This is a genomic window from Rugamonas rivuli (assembly GCF_009380165.1).
In the GTDB taxonomy this organism is placed as follows: Bacteria; Pseudomonadota; Gammaproteobacteria; order Burkholderiales; family Burkholderiaceae_D; genus Rugamonas; species Rugamonas rivuli.
The window spans coordinates 853,366-867,135 of record NZ_WHUF01000003.1 but is presented as its reverse complement, the minus strand read 5'-3'; the positions used below and the strand labels follow the sequence as shown (position 1 = coordinate 867,135).

The following is a 13,770-nucleotide window of genomic DNA, read 5'->3' as shown; positions in this document are numbered from 1 at the left end:
CCGGCACCGCATTTCCATTTGCTTTGTGTGCGGAGACACTTATGACGAACGATTTTTCCCAGGAAACCTACCGTCCCTTCAGCGACCAGGAAGGCGGCGGCGCCATCGGCTTTTCGATCTTCGCGGAAGCGCCGCGCGTGCTGCACGTGGACGGCGACGCCGACACGGCGCTGGTGCTGTCCACGCTGCTCGTGCCGGAAACCCAGGTGACGCACGCGGCCACGCTGGCCGATGCCGAATCCCTGCTGCGGCTGCAGCGCTTCGCGCTGGTGGTGATCGACCCCGACCTGCCGGACGGCGACGGCGGCAGCCTGCTGTCGCTGGTGCGCCAGCGCCAGGGCGAGGCGCGCGTGCTGCTGTACTCGGCCCGCCATCCGGAGCAGCATCTGGCCGGCAGCGCCTTCCTGCCCAAGCCGTGGACTTCGCCGCGCCAGCTGTGGCGCACGGTGTCGGACCTGCTGTGCCTGGGCCAGGCGATGCCGGTCGAACCGCAGTAGCGGAGCGCGCACCACAGATCGCCCTCGGCTTGTTATCATGGCGGACCACCGGAACGGCCCTCCGTTCCGGTCCCCCGAATAACACAGCCACAGGACGAACAATGAAAACCAAAGCAGCTATCGCATGGCAGGCGGGCAAACCGCTGACGATCGAGGAAGTGGAACTGGGCGGCCCGCGCGAAGGCGAGGTGCTGGTCGAGATCAAGGCCACCGGCATCTGCCACACCGATTACTACACGCTGTCCGGCGCCGATCCGGAAGGCATCTTCCCGGCCATTCTCGGCCATGAGGGCGCGGGCGTGGTGGTCGATGTCGGCCCCGGCGTCAAGTCGCTGAAAAAGGACGACCACGTCATTCCGCTGTACACGCCGGAATGCCGCCAGTGCAAATTCTGCCTGTCGCAAAAGACCAACCTGTGCCAGTCGATCCGGGCTACCCAGGGCCGCGGCCTGATGCCGGACGCCACCAGCCGCTTCTCCATAGCCGGCAAGCCTATCTACCACTACATGGGCACGTCGACCTTCTCCAACTACATCGTGGTGCCGGAAATCGCGCTGGCCAAGATCCGCGAAGATGCGCCGTTCGACAAGGTGTGCTACATCGGTTGCGGCGTCACCACCGGCGTCGGCGCGGTGCTGTTCACGGCCAAGGTCGAGGCGGGCGCGAACGTGGTGGTGTTCGGCCTGGGCGGCATCGGCCTGAACGTGATCCAGGCGGCCAAGATGGTCGGCGCGGACAAGATCATCGGCGTCGACATCAACCCGGCCCGCCAGGAAATGGCGCGCAAGTTCGGCATGACCCATTTCATCAATCCGACCGAAGTCGAGAACGTGGTCGACGCCATCATCCAGCTGACCGACGGCGGCGCCGACTACTCCTTCGAGTGCATCGGCAACACCACCACCATGCGCCAGTCGCTGGAGTGCTGCCACAAGGGTTGGGGCCAGTCCATCATCATCGGCGTGGCGGCGGCGGGGCAGGAGATTTCCACCCGTCCGTTCCAGCTGGTCACGGGGCGGGTGTGGAAGGGTTCGGCCTTCGGCGGCGCGCGCGGCCGCACCGACGTGCCGAAGATCGTCGACTGGTACATGGAAGGCAAGCTCAATATCGACGACCTGATCACCCACCGCCTGCCGCTGGAACGCATCAACGAAGGCTTCGATCTGATGAAGAGCGGCGAATCGATCCGCTCGGTCGTCATTTATTGACGCCTGTCGCGGCGGAATGCAGCTGGCTCCGGTGAAGCTGCATTCCGTCGCAATCCGCAGGCGTTCATCGATGTGTTTGGCTACAGTGGAGTCATGGAAGTAAGGCCCACCACTGAAGGAGAAACATCATGAACGTACTGAAAAACATGGAAATCATCTTCGTCGCCAGCGCTGTCATCCTGTGCGCCACCGGCTACGCCAGCGCCGAAGCGCGCGCCACCCAAGCCATCGACGCAGGCAAGATCAAGGTGGTCGTGGTCGATGGTGTCAAGATGCCGGTCGTCACCATCAGCGCCAAGCGCGCCCACTAAATCCCGGTGCGATGAATGTAGAAAAAAAGTTCTAGACAACGACATCTAGATAATTTATTCTACATCCATCAACTGGGGAGTGCGGCATGGAAGCGATACGCAGTCATAAGATTTCACGGCAGGCAGGACGCTCATGAGCAGCGTCCTGGCCGCCCTGGTGCCCGCCATCGGCTGGGCGCTGTTGCACTTTATCTGGCAAGGCCTGCTGATCGGCTGGGCCGTCGCGCTGGCGATGTATGCGCTGCGCGGTGCCCGTCCGCAGACCCGCTACGCCGTGGCCTGCGCCGGCATGTTGTTGTGCGCCGCGCTGCCGCTGGCCGGCATCCTGGTCCAGTTGTCCGATGCCGAGCAGGGCGCCGGAGCCGCCACGCTGCTGCGCGCGCTGGCCGGGCAGGGCGCCGGCATCGCGGACGCCGCAGGCCAGGCCGCCGCTGCCGCCGCGCCGGGCCTGCTGGGCGACCTCACTTTCTCCTCCTTTGAAGCAGTGCTGCGGCGCCAGTTGCCGTGGGTGGTAGGCCTGTGGCTGGCCGGCGCGGTGCTGATGTCGCTGCGGCTGGCGCTGGGCCTGCAATGGGTGGCTGCGCGCACCCGCGCCGGCGAGTACACCGTCAATCATTACTGGCAGCGGCGCCTGTCCGAACTGGCCCGCCGCTTCGACATCGAACGCCATGTGCGGCTGGGCGTGGCCGATCTGCTGGACAGTCCTATCACCGCCGGTTGCTGGCGCCCCATCGTGCTGGTGCCGACCGCGCTGGTCAGCGGCATGCCGCCGGACTTGCTGGAAGCCCTGCTGGCGCACGAGCTGGCGCATATCAAGCGGCATGATTATCTGGTCAACCTGGTTCAAAGCGCGATCGAGATCGTGCTGTTCTATCACCCTAGTGTTTGGGCGCTGTCGCGCAGGATACGGATCGAGCGGGAACAAATCGCCGACGACCTCGCAGTGGACATGCTCGGCCAGCCCCAGAGGCTGGCGAAGGCCCTGTCGGAACTGGATCGGTTCCAGTTCGACACCACACAACTAGCCCACGCGGCTCACGGAGGAAATCTCATGTCTCGTATTAAACGCCTGCTGCGTCCCGATGTCGAACCAGTCAGCTGGAAGATGGCCTTGCCCCTGATGGGTTTGTTTGCTGCCGGCGCCGTGTTCTATGCGCACGCCGCGCCCTTGCCCCCGGTTGCCGCCCAGGCCGCAACGGTGGAGCAGTCCGACCAGACGCAGCCTCCCGCACCACCGGCTCCGCCAGCGCCGGCCGCGCCTGCCGAACCGATGGCGGCCGAAGCTGCGCCAGCCGTTCCCGCCGCGCCAGCCAAACCGGCCAAGCCAGCCAAGCCTGTCAAGGCGATGCGTGCCTTGCCTGCAGTGCCCGCCGTGCCTGCCGTGCCGATGATGGCCGCGCCGGCCGCGCCGGCAGCCCCCGCCGCGCCGGCCGCGATTGCTGCTCCGGCGGCTCCTGCCGCGCCACCCGCACCACCGGCACCGCGTCTGGCCAGCGTGCAGAACCTCCGCTACGACCGTGACAGCCACAATGCCGGCTACGCGCTGGTGCACGGCAACAAGGAAGGCATCACGGTGTCCGCCTCCCGCACGGACCTGAACAGAATCGAGGCCGCGCGCCGCACCGTCAAGGGCGATTTCATCTGGTTCCGCGACGGCGACAAGACTTACCTGATCCAGGATCCAGCGGCGATCGCCAAGGCCGACGAAGCCTGGGCGCCGGTCAACCGCCTCGGTGAAAAAATGGATGCGCAGGGCAAGAAAATGGACGCCCAAGGCAAGGTCATGGACGAGCTGGGCCGGCAGATGGACAAGCTGGGCCGTGAGAGCGGGGACAAGATCCAGCTGGACATGGACCGCCAGCAGCGCCAGATGGACCGGATAGCGCGGCAGCAGGAAGCCGTGGGACGGCGCATCGAACAGGCGGCGCGCGAGATGGGCGACGATCCGACGCCGGAAAGAATGCGCCGCTTCCACGAGCGCCAGGCCGCGCTGCAAGCGGAAATGGAGCCGTTGCAAAAGCAGATGGCGCAATACCAGCGCGAACTGGCGCCGCAGCAGGCGAAAATCCAGGCCATGCAGCAGCCCATGCAGGCGCTGAGCAAGCAGATGGCGGAAGCCGGCAAGCCGATGGCTGAGCTGGGCCAGGCCATGGGCGAGCTGGGCCGCGAGCAAGCCAAGGCCAGCCGCGAAGCCGAACGCACCATGAAGGAGCTGATCAAGGACGCCGTCAAGACCGGCAAAGCCGTGCCCGCGCCGTCCACCTAAATAACCCCAAAGTACTGTGTATGCAGCCAGTACCGGTATAATCATGGGATGCACAATCTTCTTCATAACCTCAACGACGAACAACTCGCCGCCGTGACCCTGCCGGCACAAAGCGCCCTCATCCTCGCGGGCGCCGGCTCCGGCAAAACCCGTGTACTGACGACCCGCATCGCCTGGCTGATTCAAACCGGCCAGGTGTCGCCGTCGGGCCTGCTGGCCGTCACCTTCACCAACAAGGCGGCCAAGGAAATGATGACGCGTTTGTCGGCGATGTTGCCGATTAATACGCGCGGCATGTGGATCGGCACCTTCCACGGCCTGTGCAACCGCCTGCTGCGCACCCATCACCGCGACGCCGCGCTGCCCCAGACCTTCCAGATCCTCGATACCCAGGACCAGCTGTCGGCCATCAAGCGCCTGATCAAGGCCCACAATGTCGACGACGAGAAGTTCCCGCCGAAAGAGGTGATGTACTTCATCAACGGCGCCAAGGACCAGGGCCTGCGCGCCGACAAGATCGAACCCTACAACGCCGACGAGCGCAAGAAGTGCGAGCTCTACCAGCTCTACGACGACCAGTGCCAGCGCGAAGGCGTGGTCGATTTCGCCGAGCTGCTGCTGCGCACCTACGAGCTGCTCAGCCGTAACCAGCCGCTGCGCGAACACTACCAGCAGCGCTTCAAGCACATCCTGGTCGACGAGTTCCAGGACACCAATGACCTGCAATACAAGTGGCTCAAGCTGCTGTCCGGCCATGGCGAGCGCGACGGCGGCAGCGCGCTGTTTGCCGTCGGCGACGACGACCAGAGCATCTACGCCTTCCGCGGCGCCAACGTCGGCAATATGAGCGCCTTCGAACGCGAGTTCAAGGTGCAGAACCTGATCAAGCTGGAGCAGAACTACCGCTCGCACGGCCACATCCTGGATGCCGCCAACGTGCTGATCGCCAACAACAGCAAGCGCCTGGGCAAGAACCTGCGCACCGACGCCGGCCACGGCGAGCAGGTGCGCGTGTACGAAGCCAGCTCCGACCTGGCCGAGGCGCAGTGGATCATCGAAGAAACCAAGAGCCTGATCTCCGACGGCGCCGCCCGCAGCGAGATCGCCGTGCTGTACCGCTCCAATGCGCAGTCGCGCGTGATCGAGCATGCGCTGTTCTCGGCCGGCATTCCGTACCACGTGTACGGCGGCCTGCGCTACTTCCAGCGCGCCGAGGTCAAGCACGCGATCGCCTACCTGCAGCTGATGGACAATCCGCACAACGACTCGGCCTTCCTGCGTGTGGTGAATTTCCCGACGCGCGGCATCGGCCTGCGCTCGATCGAGGCATTGCAGGCGGCCGCCGAGCAGCACCGCATTTCGCTGTACGCCGCCGTGCCGTATGTAGCGGGCAAGGCCGGCTCGTCGCTGGGCGGCTTCGTCAAGCTGGTCGAGGGCGCGCGCTTTGAAACGCAGCAGATGGCCTTGCCGGAACTGGTGCGCGTGGTGCTGGAGGCTTCCGGCCTGCTGACCCACTACCAGACCGAAAAAGAAGGCGCCGACCGCATCGAGAACTTGGAGCAGATGGTCAGCGCGGCAACCCAGTTCGTGTCGGAAGAAGGCTACGGCCAGGGCGCCCCGGCGCATCTGGGCCCGCAGGCGCAGGCGCAGGCCGGCGTCCCCATCGTCAACGAAGACGGCTTCGAGATCCTCGACGCCGACGCCGCGCTGCCGACCGTGATGTCGCCGCTGTCGGCCTTCCTGTCGCACGCGTCGCTGGAGGCGGGCGACAACCAGGCCACCGCCGGCCAGGAAGCCGTGCAGATGATGACGGTGCACTCGGCCAAGGGGCTGGAGTTCAACAACGTCTTCATCACCGGTCTGGAAGAGGGCCTGTTCCCGCACGAGAGCAGCTCACGCGAGCACGACGGCGTGGAAGAGGAACGCCGCCTGATGTACGTGGCGATCACGCGCGCGCGCCAGCGCCTGTACATGTGCTTCGCGCAGACGCGCATGCTGCACGGCCAGACCCGCTACAACATGAAGTCGCGCTTCTTCGACGAGTTGCCGGAGGAATCGCTGAAGTGGCTGTCGCCGAAGGTGCAGTCGCACTGGTTCGCCAACAAGAAGTCGGCCTGGGACGAGACGCCGCTGGTCGGCTCGGACAACGCCATCGCGCAAAAGATCGCGCAGAAGTCGCCCGGCTCCGGCTGGCGCATCGGCGAGTCCGTCGCGCACGGCAAGTTCGGCGAGGGTGTGATCGTCAACATCGAGGGCAGCGGCAACAACGCCCGCGCGCAGATCAACTTCGGCAGCCACGGCATGAAGGTGCTAGACCTGAGCATCGCCAAGCTGGAGCGGCTGGGCCGCTGAGCCGAACCGCAAGTCGTTCCCGCGCAGGCGGGAACCCATGCTGAACGTGCGTCGCACGCGGCCTATGGGTTCCCGCCTGCGCGGGAACGACGCGCTTATGCCGTCGGCGGAGCCGCCGGCGGCGCGCTGGCCTCCGGCGTGCCGAAGATCTGGCGGTAGCAGGCGTACAGCGTGCAATGCATCAGGACCACCATGATCAGGAACAACGTAAAGATGGCGGTCACTTCCAGCTGCGCCGAATCGAACAGCAGCACCGGGATCGCACTGCCGATCTGGAACATCAGGAACAGCACCACGGCCGCCGCCAGGAAGGCCTTGAAGTCGCGCGCCACCGTCACCACGCTGAAGAACAGCGCCTTGGCCAGCGTCATCTTCTGCCAGTAGATCAGCGGCGCGGCCAGGCTGGTCAGCATCCAGCCCAGCATGTAGATGCCGGACGACACGAACAGCGCGCTGCGCGAGTTTTCCAGCATGTCCTTGTCCATCGGGATCTGGCGCGTGGCCATCTTGATCAGCACGCCGTCGTCCAGCCAGCTCAGCACCGCCAGCGCGAACAGCATCACCAGCAGATACAGCAGGCCCAGGCCCAGCAGCGGTCCGCGCGCGGGTTTGCGGAAGCCGCAGAACACCAGCCGGGGCAAGGCGCGCTGGTCATGGTCGATGTCGGCGCAGGCTTGCAGCAGGGCGATGCTGAACATCGGCGCCAGCAGCGTCGGCGCCACGGAGCCGAGCAGCGGTACCACCAGCGAAAACAGCGACATGAACATGCAGCAGAAGAACAGCGCCATCAGCGCGCCCGGCTGCTTGCGGAACAGCTGCAAAGCCTGCTTGACCCAATGCCAGCCGGTGCGTGCGGGAAGTGTGCTCATCCGCGCAGCTCCGGCGCCGACGTGGCGATGCGTTCGCGCAGGATGCGCTCGAAGTGGCCCGGGTCGTGCGGGGTCAGCATCTCCGCTTCGCGCGGCAGGTGGAAGTCGTACAGGCGCGACAGCCAGAAGCGCAGCGCCGCCGCGCGCAGCATCGGCTGCCACGCGGTCTGTTCGGCATCGGTGAACGGGCGCACGGCGTGGTAGGCGTCCAGCATGGCGCGTACGCGGGCTGCGTCCAGCACGCCGGTGTCGAGATCTATGCACCAGTCGTTGACGGTGACGGCGACATCGAACAGCCAGGTGTCGCAGCCGGCGAAGTAAAAGTCGAAGAAGCCGGTCAGGCGCTCGCCGTCGAACATCACGTTGTTGCGGAACAGGTCGGCGTGCACGGGGCCGCGCTGCAACTGGCGGTAGGTGTCGCAGCCGGCAAACGCTTCCTGGAAGTGCATTTCGGCGCGCAGCAGGTGGGCGCAGCTCTCGTCCAGGAAGGGCAGTACCTGCGGCGTGGTCTCGTTCCACCAGTCCAGGCCGCGCAGATTGGGCTGTTGCAGCGGATAGTCGACGGCGGCCAGGTGCATGCGCGCCAGCATGGCCCCGACGGCGGCGCAATGCACCGGCTGCGGATCCATCTGCGACTTGCCTTCCAGCTTGGTGACGATGGACGCGGGCTTGCCGTGCAGGGCGACGATCAGCTCGCCCTGGTCGTTGGCGATGGGCGCCGGCACCAGCACGCCGCGGTCGGCCAGGTGGTGCATCAGCTTGAGGTAGAACGGCAACTGCTCGAAGGACAGGTTCTCGAAGATGGTCAGCACGAACTCGCCGCGCTCCGTCGTCAGGAAGAAGTTGCTGTTTTCAATGCCGCTGGCGATGCCTTTGAGCGCCAAGGCTTGGCCGAGGGGAAACTGCTTGATCCACGGGGTAAGGTCATCCAGGCTGACCGGGGTAAAAACTGCCATGTGAAAACTTGATGAGGTTCGGTGAGCGGCGCCGCAGTCGTGCGGGCGCCGGGGGACGCCCGCTGGGCGGGCGTGCGCTTTATTTCACGGCAGGCGGCGCGGCGGTATCCGTCGAGCCGTCTTCTTCCGTGGTTTTTTTCTTCTTCTTGCCGATGTCGAACTCCATCACCGTCCATTGCGGGCCGCGGTTGGCGCTGCCCATGGCGTCGCCGGGCAGGGCGGTGCCGACGGGATGGTTGGGTTTCACTTTGTAAGTGCTGGGACCGCTTTTGACGGTGGCTTCCACGACCTGGCCGCTGTTGTCGCGCTTTTCCGTGATCTGGCGTTCCTGTGCCGGCTTGGCCGTCACGGTGATCGGATCGTCGGCCATTTCCTCTATCTTTTCCAGTTTTGGCGGCGCCTGGCTCGGAGTCGACTGGGCAAACGCCGTGTGGGCGAACAGCGTCAGGAGGAGGGCAGGCAAGAGGGTGGTCGTGCGCATCATGATGGATCGCCTTAGGGGTGAAAGTCGGGTGTGAAAAACCGTCAAATTTTTATGTATGATCCATTGTAACAAACAGACACGGTTCGCTGTTTTTAAAAGCCGATTTCCCCACAGTGGCGCCGGGGTATTGTTATTTTGAAAAGACGACGGCGGGCTGCTGAAGCGCCGCCAAAACCTGCGATAATGCGCCATTCGTGGCCTTGCCGCCATTGTTGCGCGGCGCCCTCACCCAAATCTAGTGTCTATGCAAAATACCCTGCTGTTAGTTGACGGTTCCAGTTACCTCTATCGCGCCTTCCACGCGCTGCCCGACCTGCGCAGCGCGGACGGTTATCCGACCGGCGCCATGCACGGCATGGTCAATATGTTGCGCCGCTTGCGCGCCGACTTCCCGGCGGCCTACATCGCCTGCGTGTTCGACGCCAAGGGCAAGACCTTCCGCGACGACATGTATCCCGAGTACAAGGCCACGCGCGCCTCGATGCCGGACGACCTGCGCCTGCAGATCGAGCCCATCCACGAGGCGGTCAAGGCCATGGGCTGGCCCATCCTGATGGTCGAGGGCGTGGAGGCGGACGACGTCATCGGCACGCTGTCGGTGCAGGCGGCGCAGGCCGGCATGAACGTGGTGGTCTCCACCGGCGACAAGGACCTGGCGCAGCTGGTCAACGACAAGGTCATGCTGATCAACACCATGACCAACGAGAAGATGGACGAGGCCGGCGTGCTGGCCAAGTTCGGCGTGCCGCCGAACCGCATCATCGACTACCTGACCCTGATCGGCGACACCGTCGACAACGTGCCGGGCGTGTCCAAGTGCGGCCCGAAGACCGCGCTGAAGTGGCTGACGGCCTACGACTCACTGGACGGCGTGATCGCCAATGCCGCCCAGATCGGCGGCGCGGTCGGCGAGAACCTGCGCAACGCGCTGGAATGGCTGCCGAAAGGCCGCGAGCTGATCACCGTGAAGCTGGACTGCGACCTGTCGGAGCACATGACGACGATCGCCGAATCGCTGGTGGCGCGCGGCGAGGACAAGGAAACGTTGTTGGCCTTCTTCAGCAAGTACGGCTTCAAGACGCTGCTACGCGAGCTGGGCACGGCCACGCCGCAGGCGCCGGTCGGCAAGGCTGCCGCTGCCGCCGCTGAGCCTGCCGCTGGCGGCGCCGTCTCCGCCAACCTGGACATGTTTGGTGATGCGCCCAAGCTCAACACCAGCTACGAAACCGTGCTGACCGATGAACAGCTGGACAAGTGGATCGCCCTGATCGACGCCGCCAAGCTGACCGCCGTCGATACCGAAACCACGTCGCTGGAGCCGATGACGGCGCAGATGGTCGGCATTTCGCTGTCGGTGGAGCCGGGCGTGGCTTGCTACATCCCGGTGGCGCACAGCTACCAGGGCGTGCCGGAACAGCTGTCGCGCGAGCACGTGCTGGCCAAGCTGAAGCCATGGCTGGAAGACGCGACCAAGCTCAAGGTCGGCCAGAACCTCAAGTACGACAGCCACATCTTCGCCAACCACGGCGTGCAGCTGAAAGGCATCCAGCACGACACGCTGCTCGAATCGTATGTATTCGAATCGCACCGCACGCACGACATGGACAGCCTGGCGCTGCGCCACCTGAACCACACGACGATTCCTTTCGTGGACGTGTGCGGCAAGGGCGCCAGCATGATCACCTTCGACAAGGTGGAGATCGGCCGCGCCACCGAGTACGCGGCGGAAGACGCCGACATCACGCTGCGCCTGCACCAGGCCATGATCGGCGAGGTGGAGAACGACGCCAAGCTGAACTTCATCTACCGCAACATCGAACTGCCGACCGCTGTGGTGCTGCAAAAGATCGAGCGCAACGGCGTGCACATCGACGCCGAGCTGCTCAACATCCAGTCGGCCGAGCTGGGCGCGCGGATTGTCGAGCTGGAAGCGAAGGCGCATGAGCTGGCCGAGCAGCCGTTCAACCTCGGTTCACCGAAGCAGATCGGTGAGATCTTCTTCGAGAAGCTGAAACTGCCGGTGGTGAAGAAGACCCCGAGCGGCGCACCATCGACCGACGAGGAAGTGCTGCAAAAGCTGGCCGAGGATTATCCGCTGCCGAAAGTGCTGCTGGAATACCGCAGCCTGTCCAAGCTGAAGTCGACCTACACCGACAAGCTGCCGAAAGGGATCAACCAGGAAACCGGCCGCGTGCACACCAACTACGCGCAGGCGGTGGCGGTGACGGGCCGCCTGGCCTCCAACGATCCGAACTTGCAGAACATCCCGATCCGCACCAAGGAAGGTCGCCGCATCCGCGAGGCCTTCATCGCGCCGCCGGGCAGCCACATCGTGTCGGCCGACTATTCGCAGATCGAGCTGCGCATCATGGCGCACATCTCGGAAGACGAGAACATGCTGCGCGCGTTTGCCGAAGGCGTCGACATTCACCGTGCAACTGCGGCCGAGATCTTCGGCGTGGAGAAGGACGACGTCTCCAGCGAGCAGCGCCGCTACGCCAAGGTCATCAACTTCGGCCTGATCTACGGCATGAGCGCCTTCGGCCTGGCCGGCAACCTGGGCATCGAGCGTGGCGCGGCGCAAAGCTATATCGACCGCTACTTCGCGCGCTTCTCGGGCGTCAAGCAGTACATGGACGACACGCGCTTGCAGGCCAAGGCGCGCGGCTATGTGGAGACGGTGTTCGGCCGCCGCCTGTGGCTGCCGGAGATCAATTCGCCGAACGGCCCGCGCCGCCAGGGCGCCGAACGCGCCGCGATCAACGCGCCGATGCAGGGCACGGCGGCCGACCTGATTAAGCTCGCCATGGTGGCGGTGCAGGATTGGTTGGAAAAGGATAAGCTGCAAACCAAGATGATCATGCAGGTGCATGATGAACTGGTGCTGGAAGTGCCGGATGCCGAACTGGCGCTGGTCAAGGATATGCTGCCGAAGCTGATGGCCGGCGTGGCGGAGCTGAAGGTTCCGCTGACCGCCGAAGTCGGTGTCGGGAAAAATTGGGAGGAAGCTCACTGAGCTTCCGCGCACTAATCAGGAGGAATCGCATGGATGATTTGACGCAGGATGCAAAGAGTTTATTGACCAAAACCAGTCTGTCGGACGGCGTCGACCGCCGCGACTTCCTGAAGGTGGCGCTGGGCACCGGCTTTGCCGCCGCCGCGCTGCCGGTGGTGGCGCAGAACGTCATCAAGACCGACACCGCCGGCCTGACCGCCGGCACCATCACCCTCACGGTGGACGGCGTGCAAGTACCCGTGTACCGCGCCCAGCCGGAAGGCAAGACCAATCTGCCGGTGATCCTGGTGGTATCGGAAATCTTCGGCGTGCACGAGCACATCGCCGACGTCGCCCGCCGCCTGGCCAAACAGGGCTACCTGGCGCTGGCGCCGGACCTGTTCGTGCGCCAGGGCGATCCGCAAAAAGCCGCCTCGATTGCCGAGCTGCAGCGCGACATCATCTCCAAAACGCCGGACGCGCAAGTGATGGCCGACCTGGACGCGACCGTGGCCTGGGCCAAGGCCAACGGTGGCAACGGCGACAAGATCGGCATCACCGGCTTCTGCTGGGGCGGCCGCATCACCTGGATGTACGCCGCGCACAATCCGAGCATCAAGGCCGGCGTGGCCTGGTACGGCCGGCTGCTGGGCGACAGCACTCCGGTGACTCCCAGGCACCCAGTTGATATCGCTGGATCTCTGAGCGTGCCGGTGCTGGGCCTGTATGGTTTGAAGGACACCGGCATCAGCCAGGAGTCGATCGCCGCGATGAAGGCGGCGCTGGCCAAGGGGCCGAACAAGTCCACTTTCGTCGTCTACCCGAACTCCGGCCATGCCTTTAATGCCGACTACCGCGCCAGCTACGTCGAAGCCGACGCCAAGGATGGCTGGGGTCGTCTGCTGGCCTGGTTCAAGCAAAACGGCGTCATCTAAGGGCTGTTTTTCCGGGCTTTTAGCCAAAGATGAGCATAAAACCGGGCCGGGCGGTAAAATAACGCCCCCGGCCCGCGCGCAGCGGCACGGTCCCTGCTACAAGAGGCTATAACATCGATCCCGTACTCATCTCCATCCTACTGGCCACCACGGTTGCCGGCGTCGTCAGCATCACCGCTGCCGCGGTGTTCTCGTTTACGCTGCTGTCCAAGGTGGTGGAGCGCATGGTCAGCCTGTCGGTGGGCATCATGCTGTCGACCTCATTGCTGCACGCCTTGCCGGAAGCGTTCGAATCGGGCGCCAGCGCGCGCAGCCTGTTCGCGACCCTGCTGGCGGGGCTGCTGGCCTTCTTCCTGCTGGAGAAGACTGCCATCCTGCGCCATTCGCACCATCACGAGGGCGACGGCCACCACCACCACCACGGCCACGACAAGCGCGAGGCGGGCAAGGCCGGCTGGATGATCCTGGTCGGCGACGGCATGCACAACTTCACCGACGGCATCCTGATCGCGGCGGCCTTCCTGGCCAATCCGGAGCTGGGGCTGGTGACGGGGCTGGCCATCATCGCGCACGAGATACCGCAGGAGATCGGCGACTTCATCGTGCTGCTCAACGCCGGCTTCTCGCGCACGCGGGCCTACATCTACAATTTGCTGTGCAGCCTGCTGGCGATCGCCGGTGGTTTGCTGGGCTATTACACGCTGGACCGCGCCAGCAGTCTGATACCGTATGTGCTGGTGTTTGCGTCGTCGGGCTTCATCTACATCGCCGTCAGCGACCTGATGCCGCAGATGCAGCGCCGCGCCACGCTGCGCGAAACCATCCCGCAAGTACTGCTGATCGCCCTCGGCGTCATCATCGTGCTGTTCCTCACGCGCGGCCACTGAGCCTTGTGAC

General features: G+C 64.7%; 11 protein-coding genes. 8 read left to right on the top strand and 3 right to left on the bottom strand.

Annotated features, from left to right (window positions below; all coding sequences use genetic code 11):
- The first annotated feature begins 41 nt into the window (after positions 1-41).
- The 5 genes from GEV01_RS14265 (at position 42) to GEV01_RS14245 (ending at position 6,634) form a co-directional block, all read left to right on the top strand.
- Positions 42-497 carry a DNA-binding transcriptional response regulator gene (locus GEV01_RS14265; RefSeq protein WP_152805297.1) on the top strand — a complete coding sequence of 152 codons (456 nt, stop codon included), beginning with the start codon at positions 42-44 and terminating at the stop codon, positions 495-497.
- Between the two features lie 101 nt (positions 498-598).
- Complete coding sequence (locus GEV01_RS14260; RefSeq protein ID WP_152805295.1) at positions 599-1,705, top strand: S-(hydroxymethyl)glutathione dehydrogenase/class III alcohol dehydrogenase; 1,107 nt, start codon at positions 599-601, stop codon at positions 1,703-1,705.
- Positions 1,706-1,833: 128 nt separating this feature from the next.
- On the top strand, positions 1,834-2,016 hold the full coding sequence (locus GEV01_RS14255; RefSeq protein ID WP_152805293.1) for a hypothetical protein: 183 nt from the start codon (positions 1,834-1,836) through the stop codon (positions 2,014-2,016).
- A 133-nt stretch (positions 2,017-2,149) separates the two neighbouring features.
- Positions 2,150-4,282 (top strand): M56 family metallopeptidase, encoded by a 2,133-nt coding sequence (locus GEV01_RS14250; RefSeq protein WP_152805291.1) that lies wholly within the window; start codon positions 2,150-2,152, stop codon positions 4,280-4,282.
- A 48-nt stretch (positions 4,283-4,330) separates the two neighbouring features.
- A complete protein-coding gene (locus tag GEV01_RS14245; protein ID WP_152805288.1) occupies positions 4,331-6,634 on the top strand; it encodes a UvrD-helicase domain-containing protein in 2,304 nt (767 codons plus the stop codon).
- Positions 6,635-6,729: 95 nt separating this feature from the next.
- Here the strand turns inward: GEV01_RS14245 and GEV01_RS14240 are convergent, their stop codons facing one another.
- From GEV01_RS14240 to GEV01_RS14230, 3 genes are all read right to left on the bottom strand, one after another.
- Positions 6,730-7,503 (bottom strand): BPSS1780 family membrane protein, encoded by a 774-nt coding sequence (locus GEV01_RS14240; protein ID WP_152805286.1) that lies wholly within the window; start codon positions 7,501-7,503, stop codon positions 6,730-6,732.
- Positions 7,500-8,459 (bottom strand): homoserine kinase, encoded by a 960-nt coding sequence (locus GEV01_RS14235; RefSeq protein ID WP_152805284.1) that lies wholly within the window; start codon positions 8,457-8,459, stop codon positions 7,500-7,502. The genes GEV01_RS14240 and GEV01_RS14235 overlap by 4 nt, the downstream gene beginning before the upstream one ends.
- A 79-nt stretch (positions 8,460-8,538) precedes the next feature.
- Positions 8,539-8,943: a hypothetical protein gene (locus GEV01_RS14230; RefSeq protein ID WP_152805283.1), complete on the bottom strand. Its 405-nt coding sequence runs from the start codon at positions 8,941-8,943 to the stop codon at positions 8,539-8,541.
- 244 nt (positions 8,944-9,187) lie between these two features.
- On the opposite strand from GEV01_RS14230, the gene polA reads away from it, so the two are divergent.
- The 3 genes from polA (at position 9,188) to GEV01_RS14215 (ending at position 13,760) form a co-directional block, all read left to right on the top strand.
- Positions 9,188-11,959 carry a DNA polymerase I gene (polA, locus tag GEV01_RS14225; RefSeq protein WP_152805281.1) on the top strand — a complete coding sequence of 924 codons (2,772 nt, stop codon included), beginning with the start codon at positions 9,188-9,190 and terminating at the stop codon, positions 11,957-11,959.
- A 29-nt stretch (positions 11,960-11,988) separates the two neighbouring features.
- Positions 11,989-12,873, top strand: coding sequence for a dienelactone hydrolase family protein (locus tag GEV01_RS14220; protein ID WP_152805279.1), 885 nt, complete (start codon positions 11,989-11,991; stop codon positions 12,871-12,873).
- A gap of 185 nt (positions 12,874-13,058) precedes the next feature.
- Positions 13,059-13,760, top strand: a complete 702-nt coding sequence (locus GEV01_RS14215) for a ZIP family metal transporter (protein WP_008445231.1) — start codon at positions 13,059-13,061, stop codon at positions 13,758-13,760.
- Positions 13,761-13,770 lie beyond the last annotated feature (10 nt).